17 protein-coding genes are annotated in these 16,089 nt (G+C 71.1%); 6 read left to right on the forward strand and 11 right to left on the reverse strand.

From position 1 onward, the window contains the following. Nucleotides 1-104: 104 nt before the first annotated feature. The 3 genes from AB0K36_RS33625 to AB0K36_RS33635 form a co-directional block, all read right to left on the reverse strand. Nucleotides 105-422: a DUF2795 domain-containing protein gene (locus AB0K36_RS33625; protein WP_189471995.1), complete on the reverse strand. Its 318-nt coding sequence runs from the start codon at nucleotides 420-422 to the stop codon at nucleotides 105-107. A 25-nt stretch (nucleotides 423-447) separates the two neighbouring features. Next, nucleotides 448-648, reverse strand: coding sequence for a hypothetical protein (locus tag AB0K36_RS33630; protein ID WP_364601450.1), 201 nt, complete (start codon nucleotides 646-648; stop codon nucleotides 448-450). 80 nt (nucleotides 649-728) lie between these two features. Further along, a complete protein-coding gene (locus tag AB0K36_RS33635; protein ID WP_364601452.1) occupies nucleotides 729-1,829 on the reverse strand; it encodes a carboxylate-amine ligase in 1,101 nt (366 codons plus the stop codon). 217 nt (nucleotides 1,830-2,046) lie between these two features. Between AB0K36_RS33635 and AB0K36_RS33640 the strand changes: the two genes are divergently transcribed. The 5 genes from AB0K36_RS33640 to AB0K36_RS33660 all read left to right on the forward strand — a co-directional run bounded on the left by AB0K36_RS33640 (nucleotide 2,047) and on the right by AB0K36_RS33660 (nucleotide 5,658). Then, nucleotides 2,047-2,574 (forward strand): hypothetical protein, encoded by a 528-nt coding sequence (locus AB0K36_RS33640; RefSeq protein WP_364601454.1) that lies wholly within the window; start codon nucleotides 2,047-2,049, stop codon nucleotides 2,572-2,574. A gap of 216 nt (nucleotides 2,575-2,790) precedes the next feature. Continuing rightward, nucleotides 2,791-3,246, forward strand: coding sequence for a DUF6098 family protein (locus AB0K36_RS33645; RefSeq protein ID WP_364601456.1), 456 nt, complete (start codon nucleotides 2,791-2,793; stop codon nucleotides 3,244-3,246). 83 nt (nucleotides 3,247-3,329) lie between these two features. Then, nucleotides 3,330-3,680: a hypothetical protein gene (locus AB0K36_RS33650; protein WP_364601458.1), complete on the forward strand. Its 351-nt coding sequence runs from the start codon at nucleotides 3,330-3,332 to the stop codon at nucleotides 3,678-3,680. 151 nt (nucleotides 3,681-3,831) lie between these two features. Next, complete coding sequence (locus tag AB0K36_RS33655; RefSeq protein WP_364601460.1) at nucleotides 3,832-4,701, forward strand: MBL fold metallo-hydrolase; 870 nt, start codon at nucleotides 3,832-3,834, stop codon at nucleotides 4,699-4,701. A 60-nt stretch (nucleotides 4,702-4,761) separates the two neighbouring features. Continuing rightward, nucleotides 4,762-5,658, forward strand: a complete 897-nt coding sequence (locus AB0K36_RS33660; RefSeq protein WP_364601462.1) for a glycosyltransferase family 2 protein — start codon at nucleotides 4,762-4,764, stop codon at nucleotides 5,656-5,658. 33 nt (nucleotides 5,659-5,691) lie between these two features. On the opposite strand, the gene AB0K36_RS33665 is transcribed toward AB0K36_RS33660, so the two are convergent. Then, entirely contained in the window at nucleotides 5,692-6,417 is a 726-nt protein-coding gene (locus tag AB0K36_RS33665; protein WP_364601464.1) for a DUF6766 family protein, read from the reverse strand. An 88-nt stretch (nucleotides 6,418-6,505) separates the two neighbouring features. Further along, nucleotides 6,506-6,883 carry a hypothetical protein gene (locus tag AB0K36_RS33670; RefSeq protein ID WP_364601466.1) on the reverse strand — a complete coding sequence of 126 codons (378 nt, stop codon included), beginning with the start codon at nucleotides 6,881-6,883 and terminating at the stop codon, nucleotides 6,506-6,508. A gap of 376 nt (nucleotides 6,884-7,259) precedes the next feature. Here AB0K36_RS33670 and AB0K36_RS33675 point away from each other — a divergent pair, with 376 nt between their 5' ends. Continuing rightward, entirely contained in the window at nucleotides 7,260-8,186 is a 927-nt protein-coding gene (locus AB0K36_RS33675; protein WP_364601468.1) for a glycosyltransferase family 2 protein, read from the forward strand. A gap of 50 nt (nucleotides 8,187-8,236) precedes the next feature. Here AB0K36_RS33675 and AB0K36_RS33680 read toward each other — a convergent pair whose 3' ends face one another. The 6 genes from AB0K36_RS33680 to AB0K36_RS33705 all read right to left on the reverse strand — a co-directional run bounded on the left by AB0K36_RS33680 (nucleotide 8,237) and on the right by AB0K36_RS33705 (nucleotide 15,716). Then, nucleotides 8,237-9,376: a baeRF2 domain-containing protein gene (locus AB0K36_RS33680; protein WP_364601470.1), complete on the reverse strand. Its 1,140-nt coding sequence runs from the start codon at nucleotides 9,374-9,376 to the stop codon at nucleotides 8,237-8,239. Between the two features lie 138 nt (nucleotides 9,377-9,514). Then, on the reverse strand, nucleotides 9,515-9,871 hold the full coding sequence (locus AB0K36_RS33685) for a hypothetical protein (protein ID WP_364601472.1): 357 nt from the start codon (nucleotides 9,869-9,871) through the stop codon (nucleotides 9,515-9,517). 56 nt (nucleotides 9,872-9,927) lie between these two features. Further along, a complete protein-coding gene (locus tag AB0K36_RS33690; RefSeq protein WP_364601474.1) occupies nucleotides 9,928-11,085 on the reverse strand; it encodes an oxygenase MpaB family protein in 1,158 nt (385 codons plus the stop codon). A gap of 52 nt (nucleotides 11,086-11,137) precedes the next feature. Then, nucleotides 11,138-12,190: a polyprenyl synthetase family protein gene (locus tag AB0K36_RS33695; protein WP_364601476.1), complete on the reverse strand. Its 1,053-nt coding sequence runs from the start codon at nucleotides 12,188-12,190 to the stop codon at nucleotides 11,138-11,140. Continuing rightward, nucleotides 12,183-12,461: a polyprenyl synthetase gene (locus AB0K36_RS33700; RefSeq protein WP_364601478.1), complete on the reverse strand. Its 279-nt coding sequence runs from the start codon at nucleotides 12,459-12,461 to the stop codon at nucleotides 12,183-12,185. The genes AB0K36_RS33695 and AB0K36_RS33700 overlap by 8 nt, the downstream gene beginning before the upstream one ends. A gap of 264 nt (nucleotides 12,462-12,725) precedes the next feature. After that, on the reverse strand, nucleotides 12,726-15,716 hold the full coding sequence (locus AB0K36_RS33705) for a carbohydrate binding domain-containing protein (protein WP_364601480.1): 2,991 nt from the start codon (nucleotides 15,714-15,716) through the stop codon (nucleotides 12,726-12,728). Nucleotides 15,717-16,089 lie beyond the last annotated feature (373 nt).

A 16,089-nucleotide genomic window follows, 5' to 3' on the forward strand; every position in this document is an offset into this window, starting at 1 on the left:
TCGGCCACCAAGGGTCGCAGCGCCCACTCGTGGAGGGTGCTCGCGGCGAACTTCCTCGCCGCCTGTCGACCGGGCGTCAGCGGTCCGGGAGTCCCCGTCCCCGCTCAGCTGTCCAGCTCGTCCTGGATGGGCGTCTTCGACGCGTCACGCAGATGCTCCGACAAGCCCGGCTTGCCGCCCTTCCGTGCTTGTTCGGCCTTCTGGCTCGCAGTGTGTCCGAGGTCCGAATCCGGATCCGTGCGGACCGAACGCGCGACATCGTCACGGTTGTCGTACCGCTCGGGCGGAATGCCGCGCAACGCCTTGACGACCTCCTCCGAGGCGCCGGCCCCGCGTGCCGCCGACATCAGCTTCTCCTTGTCGGCCGGGAAGTCGACGTCCTTGATCGCTTTCAGCACGTCCGGCACGTTGGTGTGCGCCATGGGAAACCTCCTTGCTCAAGCGCGACTACCGTTCGTAGTCCTCGGGCTTGACCCCGGCTTCGTCCAGTGCCTCACGCATGGTGCTCCCGGACGGCCGGCGTTCCTCCTGTGCCGTGTTCCGGCCCTGCTCGGCGTCCGTCGCCGATTCCTCGGCCGCCGCGGACTTCTCCGTGACGACCTCGTCGGTCGTCCGCGTCTTGGGCCGGTTCTCCTCGGGCACGGTCATCGTGGCGTTCCTCCCGTTCGATCATCGCGTCACGCCGCACCGGGTACCCGGAAACCGCACGTCGAACATGGGGTCCGGGGTCACGGTGCCGTGGTCTCGGAGGTGATCAGGTCGATCACCGCCCTGAGGCCGCCCTCCGCGAGCGCCCGCCGCTGGCGGTCGGCGGGGGTGCCCTGCTGGAGAAGCCGATGCACGAGTGAGATCACCTCGCGGGTGTCGCCCGCGGCGTCCAGCGCGGGCGTGATGTGCTCGATCAGCTGCGCGACGACGTCACCGGCGCTGCGGCGCTCGCCGGTCGCCGTGATCAGGTGACCGCTGAGACCGTAGCGGGCGGCCTGCCAGTTCGCCGCCTGCATCATCTCCGGAGCGATGACGGGCGCCGGCGTGCCCGCCGCCGTTTCGTGGACGGCGGTGACGACCAAAGCGCGGACGATCCCGGCGAACATGACCGCTTCGTCGGCCCGCAACTGCACGTCGGGGCACCGTACCTCCACCGTGGGGAAACGGTCGGACAGCCGGACCTGCCAGTACAGCTGGCCCTTGTCGGAGATGATCCCGCTGCCGAGCAGCGCCTCGACCCGTTCCCTGTGGTCGGTGAGGTCCCGGAAGGCGGGCGGCGGGCCGCTCACGGGCCAGCGTCCGAAGATCACGGTGCGCCAGCTGGCGAAGCCGGTGTCCTGCCCGTCCCACAGCGGCGAGTTCGCCGACATGGCGACAAGCACCGGCAGCCAGCCCCGCAGGCGGTTCAACACGGCCACGCCGACTTCCGGGCTGGGGACGGCCGCATGGATGTGCATGCCGCTGACCAGCTGTTCCGCGACCAGCTGCGGGGCCTGCACCCGCATCGCGCGGTAGCGCGCCTGCTCGGTCACCGGCGCGGTGACCGGCCCTCTCCTCGGCGGTGTCCCGCACGCCGCGAGCCGGCAACCGTTGGCCTCCGCGGCGGCGCCGACCGCGTGCCGCAGGCGCAGCAGGTGACCGCCCGCCTCCTCCAGCTGGGTGCAGACGGAGGTGGCGACCTCGATCTGCACCTGCAGCAGCTCGGACTGCAGCTCGTGCTCGTCGACGAGCGGTTCGAGGCCCGCGGCCGCACGCACCTGTTCGGCCATCGGTACCGGCACCCCCGTCTCCGCGTCGAGCAGCAGGTACTCCTCTTCCACGCCCAAGGTCACCGGCTCCATGGGGGTCAGTGTCGCGGGACGGACCCCCTGATCAGCGGACGACACAGTGATTTGCCCGAAAGCAGGCGGCGACCGCAGCGCGTCCCTGGGGCGCGGTGACCCTGCCCGGGTGTGGCCGAAGCCACTGCGGGCCCGTGACCCACACCATTTCCCCGGGTGACCGCCGGGGATAGCGTTGCCGCGCACATCGCTCCCCAGAAACACATCGGACGCCCCAGTGCACGCAGACCTGACCTCGCTGATAGCGGCGACAGCCCAGTGGATGTCGCGCGCCTTCCCGTCGGGAGGTGGCGTGATGGATTCCGCCCTTTCCCACGCGCAGGCGCATCAGGCGGTGACCGTGGCCGCGTCGCTGCGCTATCCCACACCCGTCGACGCGGCTCTGGTCGCGGTCGCCGGGACGGGAGGGTCCGCCCGGCTGGACTGGATCACCGGTTCCGACGGGGCGGGGCCCGACGACGCCGAGGATTCCGCCTGGCGCACCTGGGTGGACGAGGTCGTCGCCAGCTGGGCTGCCTGCCTGCTCGCCAGCCCGGAGCTGGCGTCGACGGCGGTGGCCGCGCTCGGCGACGGCGGCCACGTCGACGGAACGCCGTCCGGGTTCCGCCGCCTCGTGACTCCCGGTGAGCACGACCGGCGCGCCGGCGCCCTGCTGCGCCACCCGGATCTGCTCGAACCCGTTGCGGAGCTCCACCGGCCCGCCCTTCTGTCCCGCCTGTGCGCGGGGCCGGCGATGACCGCCTGAGGGCGCACCACCACCCACGAGGACCCGCGGTCCGCCCCGCTCGCAGGCCCGCCACCCGCGCGCCGAAGGTACAGCTCGATGGCGTACGTCGTCATGATCCGGCACCGTGAGGGTGGGTAGCCGCACGGGCGGGCAGGGCGCCGCCGTCCATCGGGTGACGTGCTCGCGGCCTGTCGCACACATCCGGTGGCCGAACCGGGCAAGAATCGAGGGGACATGAGCCAGAACGACGCAATGCCCACCTTCGAGAGCATCGAGGCGCTGACGGAACTGGTCACGGCCCGGCAGGGACTGTACGTGCGGTGGTCACGCGGACCCGAGCCGGACCTGGGGTCGGTGTCCAGCACCGACGACCTGACGGGCGCTTCCATGCCGGGCCTGTCCGCCAGCCCGCTGGACGTGGAGTCCTGGTGGGGGGACCGGCCCGTACGCACATGGGTCGCCCGCCGGCTGTACGACTACTCCCATCTGCCGCGGGTCAAGGACGAACGGGCCCGCCCGTGGGTACTGCACGGCCGGGAAGCGGGCCGCGGTCCGGACAACGAACCGCTTGTCCGCGATGTGGAACCGCTCGGCTGGATCGCCGACGAGGTCATCAGCGAGGCGACAGCGGTGATCGAGCGGCAGCCGGGGCGCTGGGGCCCGCTGGACCGCGACGCGCAGACGCCCTGAGAGGCCGGGGCGCATCACTGTGCGCGGACCGGGCACCCTTTGACCGGAGATCGCCACGCGGCGAACGCATTTCGGAGGCAACGATGGTGTCCCACGCTTTCGAGGACGGCGTTCTGGTCGTCACCCTGCACAGCGCCACCGACATCGGCCGAAGATCGGCGCTGTCGCGGGAGATCAGTGACCTGGTGCACGCCTACCGGCCGAGTCCGGTCGTCGTCGTGCTCGAGGAGCCTGCCACCGGCGGGGTCAGCGTCAGCGCCGTACTGAAGGCCCACCGCATGTGCAACCACCTCGGGGTACTGATGTCCGTCGCCACACACAGCGCGCCGGCGCGACGCCTTCTCGAGGCGAACGCCGACACCAGAGGCACCCGGCTCGTCGTCCATGCCCGCACCGACACGGCGATCCTCTCGGCCCTGTCGGCGGCGGCCTGACAGCGACGGCCGCCGGCGGTCGGAACCGTCCGGCGGGGACCGGACCGGCTCACCCGGACCCGAGGTTCACCTCGCCCGGCAGGGGCACCCGGGCGGCACGGACGCATCGAACGCCCGGAGCCTCGGGGCTGACCGGGCCGAAGGAGACCGTATGTCCGCCGCCCCGGGCCCGCCGGTCAGCATCGACTTCATCGGCAACGCCACGACCCTCATCCGCTACGGCGACCTGACCCTGCTGACGGATCCGAACTTCCTGCACCGCGGGCAGCACGCGTATCTCGGTCACGGACTCGTCAGCCGCCGTCTCACCGAACCCTCGATCGGCGTCGGGGAGCTGCCTCGGGACCTGACCGCGATCGTGCTCTCGCATCTGCACGGCGATCACTGGGACCGCGTGGCCCGCAACCACCTCGACCGGTCGCTGCCCGTCATCACGACGCCGCACGCCTCGCGCCGCCTCCGCCGCCTTCACGGCTTCCGCCGCGCCGACGGGCTCCGGCCGTGGCAGAGCCACACCCTCGTCGGCGCGGACGGCAAAGTGTCCGTGACGGCCCTGCCCGGCCGCCACGCCGGCGGCGCCCTGCGGGCCCTGCTGCCGCCGGTGATGGGAAGTCTGCTGGAGTTCGGCCCGCCGCGGGGCCCGGTACACATGCGGCTCTACATCTCGGGCGACACGCTGCTGTTCGACGGCATCGACGCCATCGGCCGCCGTTGCCCGGACATGGACCTGGCGGTGCTCCACCTCGGCGGCACCCGCCTGCCGGGCGGATTCCTCGTCACCATGGACGGCGCACAAGGTGCGGAGCTCGCCGACCGGCTGCGTCCGCGCTGGCTGCTGCCTGTCCACTACGAGGAGTACACGGTGATGACGTCGCCGCTGGCCGACTTCCTCCACGCGGCCGGGGAGCGGGGCCTCGGTGAACGGATCGTCCACTGCGAACGTGGCGGCCGCGCCGTCTTCGTACCGGGCGAGCAGCCCGTCGTGCGACAGCCCGCATCCGCCGCGGGCGCACGGCCATGACCGCACCGGTCCGGAACGGGACACCGCTCCGGCCCCGTCGTCCGCAGAGGGAGCCCTGAGATGAGCGATCCGCGCATCACGGTCGTCGTCATCACCCACAACCGTCGTCAGGAGCTGCTGCGCACGCTCGGTGAACTGGCGCGTCTGCCCGAGCGGCCGCCGGTGATCGTGACCGACAACGCCTCGACCGACGGCACCGCGGAAGCGGTACGCCGGCTGCATCCCGACGTGCGGCTGCTCACGCCTGGCTCGAACCTCGGTGCGGTGGGACGCAATCTCGCCGTCCGGCACGTACGTACCCCGTACGTCGCCTTCTGCGACGACGACTCCTGGTGGGAACCGGGATCGCTGTCGCGCGCCGGGGACCTCCTGGACCGCCATGAGCGGCTGGCGGTGGTCACCGCCCGGATCGTCGTCGAGCCGGGCGGCAGGGAGGACCCGATCGTCGCCGAACTGCGGGACTCGCCGCTCCGGGGACCGGCGTGGCTGCCGGGGCCCGCCCTCGGCTCGTTCCTCGCGGGAGCGTCGGTGCTGCGCGTCGAGGCGTTCGCCGCGGCCGGCGGATTCAGCGAGCGGTTGTGGCTGGGCGGCGAGGAGGAGTTGCTCGCCACGGACCTGGCCACGCTCGGCTGGTGGCTGACCTACGACGAGGCCCTGACGGTCCACCACGCACCGTCCGCGGCACGCGACGCCACCGGGCGGCGCGTCGACGGCCTGCGCAACACGCTCTGGTTCTGCTGGCTGCGCCGTCCGGTCGTCCCGGCGGCCCGCCGGACGCTGCACCTCGCCCGTACCGTTCCGCACGACCGCGCGTCGCTGCGGGCGTTCGGCGCCGCCCTCGCCGGACTTCACTGGGTCGTACGCGAACGGAAGGTCGTACCGCCGGCCGTCGAAAGGCGCCTGTCATTGCTGGAGGAGTCACAGCGGCACTCCGCCGCCCGCCGGTACGTCGGCTGACGAAGGGCCTGGTGCCCGCGCGGAGCGGGAGGTTCAGCCTTCGACGCCGGTCGCGGTGTGCGAGGCGCCCACGGGCTTGGACTCCGGCGATCCGCGTTGCCTCAGGTAGACCGCGAGGATGGCCATGGAGCCGATGGCCAGGAGTTCGGACTGCCAGTTCTGGAGTGTCCGGCTCCAGAAGTCCGCGGAGGAGAGATAGTCGGGCCAGCTGGTCGGGGCCTGAAGGCCGCGCAGCTGCTGCTCGTTGTAGGAGGCGACGCCGGCGACCGACTGGACCAGCCATGACAGCAGGAAGATGGCGCCCATGACGAGGCCGAGGGAGCGTGAGTAGAGCGCTCCCCGCCAGCCCCTGGCCGCGGCCCAGCGGGGCGAGTCCTCCCTGGCGTGCTCGCCGACCATCTGGTCCTCGTCCGACTCGATGCCCGCCTTGTGCAGTTCCTTGGACTCGGGTGAACCGCGTTGCAGCAGCCAGACGGTGCCGAAGATGTAGAGGAAGAACTGGAGGTACTCGGACTGCCAGTTCTCGGTGACATCGACCGCGAAATCGGAGGAAGCCAGATAGGCGCCGAAGCTGACGGGCGAAAGGCCGTCGGCGACCAGCTGGTTGTTGAACTCCGCGTGACCCGCCACCGCCTGCCCTGCCAGGGCGAGCAGGAACGCCGCGAGGAAGACCAGGCCGAGGCTGTTGTGGTACAGGAACCGCCATACGGGATGCCGGGGCTGTGCGGTGCCCTCACCGGCCGTGGACACGGAGCTCATCGGTGCATCAGCCCCAACGCCATGAAGTAGGCGAGACCGGCGGCGATCAGCACCAGGGTTCCGGCGAAAATCGTTCTCATCGGCTCATTCACCCGCCCTTGAGTTCGCACTGGTACGGCCGGCCCTCACGGGGTGTGCATCCCGCCGCGGTGACCTTCCAGCCGGTCGGGAAGTGGGAGAGGAACACCGTGTCCTTGTCGAGTACGACCCGGGCCTGATCGCCGTACACGTCCACGCGCCGCACCGCGCCCGCCTCTGTCAGGTCCGCTTCGCCGATCGCTTGCTCGCAGCCGCTCTTGGCCGACTGCTCCAGCTCTTCCAGCGTCTCCGGCGCGAGCGCGGCGCACATGCGCGCGAACTGTTCGCCGCCCAGTGCCTGTTCGAAAACGGTCACCTGCCCGGTGACGTCGTCGCGCCGCTCGTCGAGCGAGCCGCAGGCGCTCACCGCGAAGACGAGCGCTGCCACGGCGACCGCCCGACCGCACCACCACCGTCCTGACACACTGCCTCCCGGCCGACTCAAGGCAGGCCGCGCCCACCGGGTCGAAGACGTGGACAGCGGCTTCCGCCCATGAGACGCCCGGTCACCTGTCGCCGCAATCCAGGGCGATCCAGGGGAGGCCGTCCTCATCCGGATCCGAACACGGACTCGATCCGGCAGTCGCCGACCGGCCCGGTGACGCGCCCGCATCGTCCGCGGCCTTGCCCGACCCGGCCCAGCACTACCGTTCGCTCCTTTTGCCCCGTAAACGGCGGGGCATGCATGGTGTGATGACCCATGGGAACGTGATGACCCTTCACCGTTCGGCACACCTGACGACCACTGGAGAGACGTCCGCGCCATGGCAACCGACTCCCGTACCACCGTCGTCGTGATCAGCCGCAACCGCCGCGAGCAGCTGCTGCACACTCTCAGCAGGCTCACGGAGCTGCCGGAACGGCCCCCGGTGATCGTCGTCGACAACGCGTCGACCGACGCGACCGCGGAAGCCGTCGCCCGGCAGTACCCGGAGGTCACGCTGCTGACGCCGGGCCGGAATCTCGGGGCCGTCGGCCGTAACCTCGGCGTCCGTCACGCCCGTACCCCGTACGTGGCCTTCAGCGACGACGACTCGTGGTGGGAGCCGGGGGCGCTCACGGCCGCCGAAGATCTCTTCGACGGGCATCCCCGGCTGGGACTGCTGGCGGCGCGTACCACCGTGGGTCCCGAAGCGGTGGACGACCCGCTGAACAACGTGCTCGCCAAGTCCCCGCTGGGCATGGCCCCCGATCTGCCCGGGCCGCAGGTGCTGGGCTTCCTGGCCTGCGCCGCGGTGGCCAGGCGGTCGGCGTTCCTCCAGGCGGGCGGCTATCACCCGGTGCTGTTCTTCGGGGGCGAGGAGACCCTGCTCGCCTACGATCTGGCGGCGCGCGGCTGGGGCGTGTGCCACTGTCCGGACGTGGTCGCCGTCCACTGCCCGACGGGTGGACCGCGCAACGGCCGCAGCGCGGTCATGCTCCGCAACGCGGCACTGACGGCATGGCTACGACGGCCGCTGCCCGTCGCGCTCCGCCGCACCGGCGCGCTCGCGGCAGAGGCGAGGTCGGACCCGCCTGCCAGGGAGGCGCTGCGTCAGGTTCTGCGCAGGCTGCCCATGGCGCTGCGTGCGCGCAGGCTGCTGCCGTCCGCTGTGGAGACGGCGGCCCGCCGGCTCGACCTGGAGGGAGCCGCCCCGGCGGCCGGACCCGTGAAGCCGGCCGTGCGACCTGCCGCACGGTCGCCGAGATGAGCCCGGCCGCGTGACCTGCGTCCGCCTTCTCGGCGGACGTGTCGTGGGTGTCAGGCGGGGGCCGGCTCGTACGTCCAGCGGAGCAGTGCTCCGAGCCCGCCGGCCGGGATGTCGTCGGCGGCCTCGTCAGGAGGCACCACCAGTACCTCGGCGGCGGTCACCGCCGCCGAGCGGAGCAGCGCGTCGTCGGCGCGCGCGGAGATCGGCTCGCCCTCTCCGAGCGCCTGAGCGTCCGTCCGGCGCAGGGCGAGCTGATCGGCGTCGCCGCCCACCCAGACCTCCCGGTGGGCGTCCGGCCCGTCGGGCACGATGAGCAAGGTCTCCATCCGGTGCTCCCGGGCCGCCTCCACCAGGGCGGGAACCCCTTCGACCGCGTCCGTCGGCCGCTCCGCGCCCACGCGTCCGGCGCGGAAACGCTCGAGTGCGTCGTCGATGCGACGGCGGACGTGTTCCCGGCGGGCGTGCTGGATGTCCCGCTCCAGGGGCGGGGACTCGGAGCCGGCGGCGCGGCCACCGTGTTCGGTGGCGAGCGTGACCTTGCGGACCGCTTCGGGGAGCCGCTCGTGGACGGCCGACCGTTCCCGGGGGTCACCGGCGAGCACGACCAGGTCGGCACCGGACTCCTCGAAGGCGTCGGCGAGGGCCTCGGCGATCTCTTCCGCGTTCTGGTCCCAGGTGTTCTCCACCTTGAGCTGGAAGTGCCGCTCGGACCAGTCGGCGGAGCCGGTGCGGTGCACCGGATGGTCCTGGCCCTGGACCTGCCCGGCGTCCTGCGGGCGTGCCGCGCCGCGGAGCTCGAAGTCGGCGCCGGTCCTGTCGATGTACGCCACAAGACACGCGGGATCCTGGCCGGCCAGCTCCACGAGGGGCGTGATCCGGGGCAGCGGGGCCCAGCAGGCGATCTGCTGCTGCGGGGGCCGGGACAGACGGTGGCTGAGCACGACCTCGCCGCCGGTGGCGAAGACCACCCGGCCCGAGGGGTCGTCGGACGGGCCCACGGCCGTCAGGGCGTCGCGTACCGCGCTGACGGTCGCTTCGTCGGCGCCCTCGCGCTCCAGTGTGCGACAGCACTCGTCCACGGCCAGCTCACGCTGCTTCGCCGCCGATTCGTCGTTCTGGGCGGGGCCGAAATACACCGTTGCCCAGGGGCCGGGACGGTCGAAGAGTGGTTCCAGGAATGACAGCTTCATAGTTGCTCCTTCGTGGCCCGTCCCCCGGCCGCGTACGCGTACCCGTGTCGCCACCGGCGGCACGGGGCGTCGTGCTCGATCACCGGGGGACGCGGTCCTGCTCTCCTCGTCGCCGCTGCGCGGCGTGGACGGGCTCCGTCAACGACGGCGGTCCCGGTCCTGGTCGGCCGCCGCGCGACTGTCGGGCTCGCCGGCGCCGATGGTGTCGGAGAACTCGGCCGGGTCGAGCGTGCCCTCGCTGTCGGGGCCGATGCCGCTGCTGCCGCCGGGCTGGCCACCGCCCGTCGTCCCGTAGCCGCCCGGGACGCCGGGGACGCTGTCGGCGTCGGCCTGTTCCCGGCTGACCTGGCGGGTGGCCCGGACACCGGCGCGGCGCTCGGCGTGGGGATAGCTGAACGTTTCCGCCTCCGCGCGTTCCTCGTCGGCCTTCCTCGCCTCTTCCGCGGCGTTCTCCGCCTGCTGACGCGAGCTACCTGTTGCATCCTTTTCGGTCATATTGTCCGCGTACCCCTCGAGCCGACCGCCATGCCGTCCTCGGCAGGTCGAGGGGCTCAGGTCGTGACCGTGGGGGCGGGAGGGGTCCAGCGGGCCGTGCGCGCCGCGGTGACGCCGTAGTCCTTCTTGAGCTCCTCCGGGATGGCGTAGTGCATGACGCGGCCACGCGTGAGCGAGCTGAGCTCCAGAAGGGTGGTGAAGTGACCCAGGCGGTCCAGGGCCCAGGCGCCGAGGGGCGAGCGGTCCTCGATCGATTCGAGGATGCCCAGCAGTGCGGGGGCCGCCTTGACCGCCGTGTCCCATGGGGTGCGGGGCACCTGGAGCCAGTCGGCGCAGGTGTCTCCGACGAGGTAGCGGATCAGGGCGCCGACGACGGGGTCGAAGAGGGTGCCGGGGACGACCTCCTCGTAAAGGTCGATGAGCTGGCGGGTCAGGTGGGCCCCTTCCTCGCTCGGGCCCATGTGCCGGGTCATGTACAGGTCGGAGAACCGGCGGGCCTGGTCGAGATCCCCCGGTGCGTGCTCCTGGTCGACGCCGAGCATGGCGCCGACGACGCGCCAGGCGTAGTAGTACGACTCCGCCCCCTCCGTGCTCATGTGGATGCCCAGCCGGTGCAGGGCGTCGAGCACCTGGATGGAGAACATCATCTGGCCGCCGATCATGTCCTCCTGGCAGATCGGCGTGCCGAGGCTCTCGGTGTCCCAGCGGCCCTCGCGGCACAGGTGGTGGCGGACGGCGGCGTGCAGCAGCCGCACCTTCTGCGCGGCGGGGATGAAGCGGCTGCCGGCCTCGAAGGCACCCGGCTGCATGAGGTAGACGGTGAACTGGCCCGTCTCCGCCATGCGTTTGGAGGGGTACTTCAGCGAGTGCGTCGCCGACAGCAGCCGTGCCACGTGAGGCAGGACGTAGCAGGCGGGCATCGCCGCGAACGACAGGGCGGTGGAGATGTGGACGTTGTTGTCGATGAAGAACATCCTCGCCCTCTCCATCTCCTCCCAGTCGACCCAGGACGGCGGGGCGGCGGTCAGGTGGAGATACTCGCGGGCCACCTCGGGCAGCCCGTCCGGCAGCGGTGCGCCGGCCGTGGAGACGTAGCGCATGAGGGTGTTGAACGTGCCGACCTCGCCCCGTTCGAAGAGCGTGGCGACCGTCGCGTCGGCGAGTTCGTCGCCTGCCGTCCGCAGGGCGTCGAGGGACTGCTCGGTGTAGGTCATCACGGCTCCTCCGTGGGCCAGACGCGGCGATGTGGGCCGGGGTGGTGGATCGTCAGTTCAGGCGTACGGTGGCTGCCCGGGCGAGGTCGCTCAGCGCGCGAGCGGCATCGGCCGGCAGACGGGTCTGCTCGAGGGCGTCGAGGGCGGCGCGGACCCGGCCGCTGATCATGTCCTCGATGCGGGCGGGCGCCTGGGTGCGGTGCATGATCTCCCGCACCCGCGCGAGTGATTCCTCGTCCGGGGTTCCCTTCCCCAACAGCCTTCCGAGCTCCGTACGTTCTGCCGCGGTGGCTTCCTGCCACGTCTGCGCCAGCAGCGCGGTCGGCCGGTGCGCCGCGATGTCGTCGGCGTTGGCCTTCCCCGTACGGCAGGGGTCGCCGAACAGTCCGAGGAGGTCGTCGCGGAGCTGGAACGCCTCCCCCAGCGGCAGCCCGTAGTCGGAGAGCGCTTCCCGAAGGTCCTGGGAGGCCCCGCCCAGGGCGCCACCGATGTGGAGCGGATGCTCGACGGTGTACTTGGCGGTCTTGTAGCGGATCACCTTCAACGAGGCGGCGGTGTCGGGGCGGGTACCGGTACGCAGGATCTCCAGGCACTCCCCCGCCACCAGTTCGCGGGCCAGGACCGCCCACAGCGGCCGCGCCCGGGACAGATAGGCCACGGGCAGACCGCAGGCGGTGAACAGCTGCCCGGCCAGCGACATCAGCAGATCACCGACCAGCATCGCCAGGGACCTGGCCGCGGCTCCGGGCCGTGGGCTCGCGGCCACCGCGGTGCGCAGAGCGACGTGCGCGGTGGGCAGCCCGTGCCGCAGGGGGCTGTCGTCGATCAGGTCGTCGTGGACCACGGCCGCGGCGTGCACCAGCTCCATGGCCGCGGCGGCGCGTACCAAGGCGTCGCTGTCGGGCTGGCCGGCCGCACGCCAGCCCCAGTAACAGAAGGCAGCCCGGAGCCGCTTGCCCCGGCTCGTGGCGATCCGCAGCTGGTCGGCGACCGCGGCGAGATCGGCGTCGACGGCCAGGAGATGGTCGATCTCCTCCTCCACGAAATGGAGCAGGACCTGGTCCACCCGGGTCTTGAACGCCGCTCGCTCACCGTTGTCAGACATCGCCGCGACCACGCACGGCGGTCACGTGGCGGGCCAGGAGCTCCATGTGCGGTGGCGAGGTCGCGGCGTAGCGGTCGAGTGCGAGGCGGCCGCGGGCCTTGATGTCCTGCCGCCCTTCGTCGGCCAGTTCGGCCACGTCGGCGCGGCGGAGCAGCCCGCGGAAGGCGCTCAGCGCGCCGCTCACCGTGCTGACTGCCAGGTCGGCGACGCCCGCGGCCAGCAGCACCACGTCGTTGGTCTCCTGGCCGCGCTCGTGTCCGGTCCCCTGCATGGAGCCACCCCTCCCCCTCGGTCCGCGCCCGCCGTGCGGGCACTCGGTGACCGTGTCTGCCCGGGGCGGAGGTGATCCGCCCCGGTGTCCTCTTCGGAAGGGTGCCGAGAGGCGTGGAGCGCCGCGACGGAGATCACCGAACGGATGACGCGCCGAACTTCCGTTCACCGACGCCCTCCGCCGGGAACCACGTGCTCCCGGCGGGGGCGGCGACTGCCGCGGGAGTGGAGCAGCTCGACTCCCGCGGCAGACATGGTGATGCCTCTACTTCAGGTAGGGGCCGGCCGTTCCGATCTTCCCCGTACCGCCCAGGACGTAGACGCGGAGGTTCCCCTTTCCGGGCGCGGCGACGGTGAGCCTGCCGTCGTCGACGGTCCTGGTGTCACCGGTCACGGCGTCGGTGTAGGTGCCGTTGGGGATGCCGGTGTACACGGCGCCGCCGGACACGGTGACGAGCGCGAAGCTGTCCGTACCGCCGCTGGTGTAGCGGCGCTTGAAGGCCATGCCGCCGGTGATGCCCTCGGTGGAGTACTGGCCCATCTGCAGGGCCGGGATCGCCCTGCGGATCTCGTTCAACCGCTGTACGTGCTTGACGAGCGGCTTCTCCAGGGTGGCGGCGACCGCACCGGTGGCGGACCCGACCTTGGAGAATCCGGAGGCCTTGACGTCTCCGGCGATGTGGTCGCCGTAGTAGGCACGGCCGGTGGTGGCCAGCGGGCAGCTCGGCCCGCAGTCGATCTTCTTGCCCGCCTGGAACTCGCTCTCCGAGCCGTAGTACAGGGTGGGGATGCCGCGGAAGGTCCACATCAGCGACATGTTCTCGGCCCAGGCGTCGGTTCCGCCGGTGTAGCGTTCGCTGCTCTTGTTGGGGCCGTAGTCGTGGCTGTCGACGTAGACGACGTTGTAGGTGGCGTCGTTGTAACTGTCGTCGGAGTCCTTGCCGTTGCTGAAGGCGTTCTGTGCGTCACCGAAGTTCATGTGCATACGCATGTCGATGACGTTCATTCCGGAGAATCTGCTGTGGTCCGGCGCGTGGTAGGCGTTGCCGTTCAGGAACGCGTTGGTGGAGGTGGGCTGGTTCGACGTGCCCAGCTGCTGCTCGTGGTCGTACATCTCGAGCGCGGCCTTCTGGTCGTCGGCGCTGTACTCCTGGCGTTCCTTCCAGGTGTAGAACTGGGCCGAGTGGTTCACCGAGCCGCGGTTCCACTTGTCGTTGACGAAGGCGGCCACCTCACCGAACACGAAGAAGTTCTTCGCGGCCTCGGCGCCGTGCTGCTGGGTGACGCGCGCCTGGATGGCGGGGAGGAAGCGGCGGTTCCAGGTGGTGCGGGGGATGTGGACGGCGGTGTCCACGCGGAAGCCGTCGACTCCCATGTCGATGTACTTGTTGTAGGCGCCGATCAGATGATTCTGCACCTGTGCGTTCTCGGTGTTCAGGTCGGCGAGGTCGTCGTGCAGCCAGCACGAACGGGAGTCCTCCCCCTCCCAGTTGCCTATCCAGCAGTTGTGGTAGAGGTTCTTGGGGAACATCCCTGACGTCGGGCCGGGCCACTGGCAGTTGTAGATGCGGTATCCCTCGGGCGAGGTGTGCTGCGTCGGCTTGCCCCAGTCGACGCAGGTGTTGCCGGCGGGCTCCGCGGTCGACCACAGGTCACCGTTGTAGTACGACTTCCCCGACTTGGTCTCAACGGTCAGGCCGTCGTACTCGAAACCGGGCTGCTTCTCGTCGTAGTACCAGCTCCACTGGGAGTCGCGCACGCCGTACGCGGTGGGCACGAACAAGCCCTTGGCGCCCCAGCGGGAGGAGTGGTTGTAGACGACGTCCTGGTAGATCTTCATGCCCTTGGCGTGGGCGGCGTCGATGAGGTCCTGGTAGGAGGCGCCGGCCGATTCCAGGCGGGGGTCGACCTTGTAGAAGTCCCAGCCGTGGTAGCCGTGGTAGTCGTAGTCGGAGCGGTTGAGCACGACGGGGGTGACCCACACGGCGGAGAAGCCGAGGGCCTTGATGTAGTCGAGCTTGTCGACCAGTCCCTTGAAGTCACCCCGGAACATGGGGTCGTTGTAGGCCTCGTTCCCTGAGGCCTTGTGCTTGCTGCCGCCGCGGTTGTTCGACGTGTCACCGTCGTTGAACCGGGCGGTGAGGACGAAGTAGATCGGGTCCTTGCGGGGGTCCGTCCCCAGGGGCTTGCCGGCGGCGGGCGCCTCGGGCCCGGTGCCGGTCGTCGCCGTGGCGGCGGCGGATGCCGCCGACAGGTTCCCGGCGGCGTCCACGGCCTTCACCGTGTAGCTGTAGGCGGTCCGCTCCTCCAGGCCGCCGTCGGAGAAGACGGTGGACGCGACGTCGGTGACGACACTCCCGCCGGTGCCACCGGTGCGGGTCACCTGGTACTTGGTGACGCCCCGGTCGTCGGTGGACGGCTCCCAGGTGAGGACGACGGACACGCCGTCCACGCTCGCGGTCACCCGGGAGGGGGCGGTCGGTGCCCGGGTGTCGGGCACTCCACCGGCGCAGGGATCGGCCGCACCAGGGGTCACGGTGTTGTTCCGGACCGTGCTGGTGCCGGTTCCGATGGTGTAGTCGCCGCCGTTGTTGTTGTCCCAGACACCGTTGCCGTTGTTGAAGGCGGCGATCAGGGAGGTCGCCGGCCCAAGGTCGAGGGTCTGCTTCCACCAGCCCGCGCAGGCGGCCTGCATCCCGATGCCCGGCACCGCCGTCCAGGCCCCGCCCGCCGGCCGGTAGTGGATGTTCGCCGTCGACCAGCCCAGCGCCTGCGTGGAGTAGTACACCGTGGCGGCGTTGCCGGGGGCGGGTGTCGGATCCGGGTCCTCACCGCCGGCGCAGGGGTCGGAGTGGGCGACGACACCGTCCTTGACGGTGATGCTGCCGGTGCCCAGGGCGTAGTTCTTGCCGCCGTTGTTGTCCCAGGTGCCGGAGCCGTTGTTGAACGTCGCCTGGAGACCGCCGGCGGCGCCGAGGTCCACGGTCTTCTTCACCCAGTCCGCGCAGGCGGTCTCCATGGCCAGGCCCGGGACTGTGGTCCATGGTCCGCCGTCGGGTGCGTAGTGCAGGTTGTAGGCCGACCAGTTCTTGGTCTTCGTGTAGTAGAAGACCGTTGCCGTGTTCTCGGCCGCCGCGACCGGGGCGGTCGCGGGCGCCGCGGGCCCGGGCACGGCCGCGGTCAGGCCCAGCAGGGCGCAGGCGGCGACGGCTGCGGCCAAGGGGCGCCGGAACACCCGGGCAGGAGTGCGTTTCATGCGTCTCTCCAGGGGAGGAGGCCACGGCGTGGGTACGCCGCGGATGTCGACAACCGCAGATGCTCGATGAGCATCTGTCCGATTCCGCCCACTGCTTCGACGCGCCGCCAAGCCGCAGGAACCGCGCCCGGAAGCGCGACCGGAAACTTTCCGAAACTCCTTACAACGGCGGGAAGTTACCGGGGGAATGCCGTCACGTAAAGGGTCCGCGTCATGACGTAGGGCGCGGCCCTGGCAACCGCCCCATGAGCGGTGACGCCGCTCCGCTCTCAGGACACCTCGGTCCGGCACAGCAGTCGGCCGGCGCCTCGCGGGACTCACGAGGCGCCCGGCCCGGCGGGCGGGGGGGGGGGGGGGCGGGGAGGCCCCCCCC

The sequence above is a fragment of the Streptomyces kurssanovii genome (assembly GCF_040677245.1).
GTDB lineage: Bacteria > Actinomycetota > Actinomycetes > Streptomycetales > Streptomycetaceae > Streptomyces > Streptomyces kurssanovii.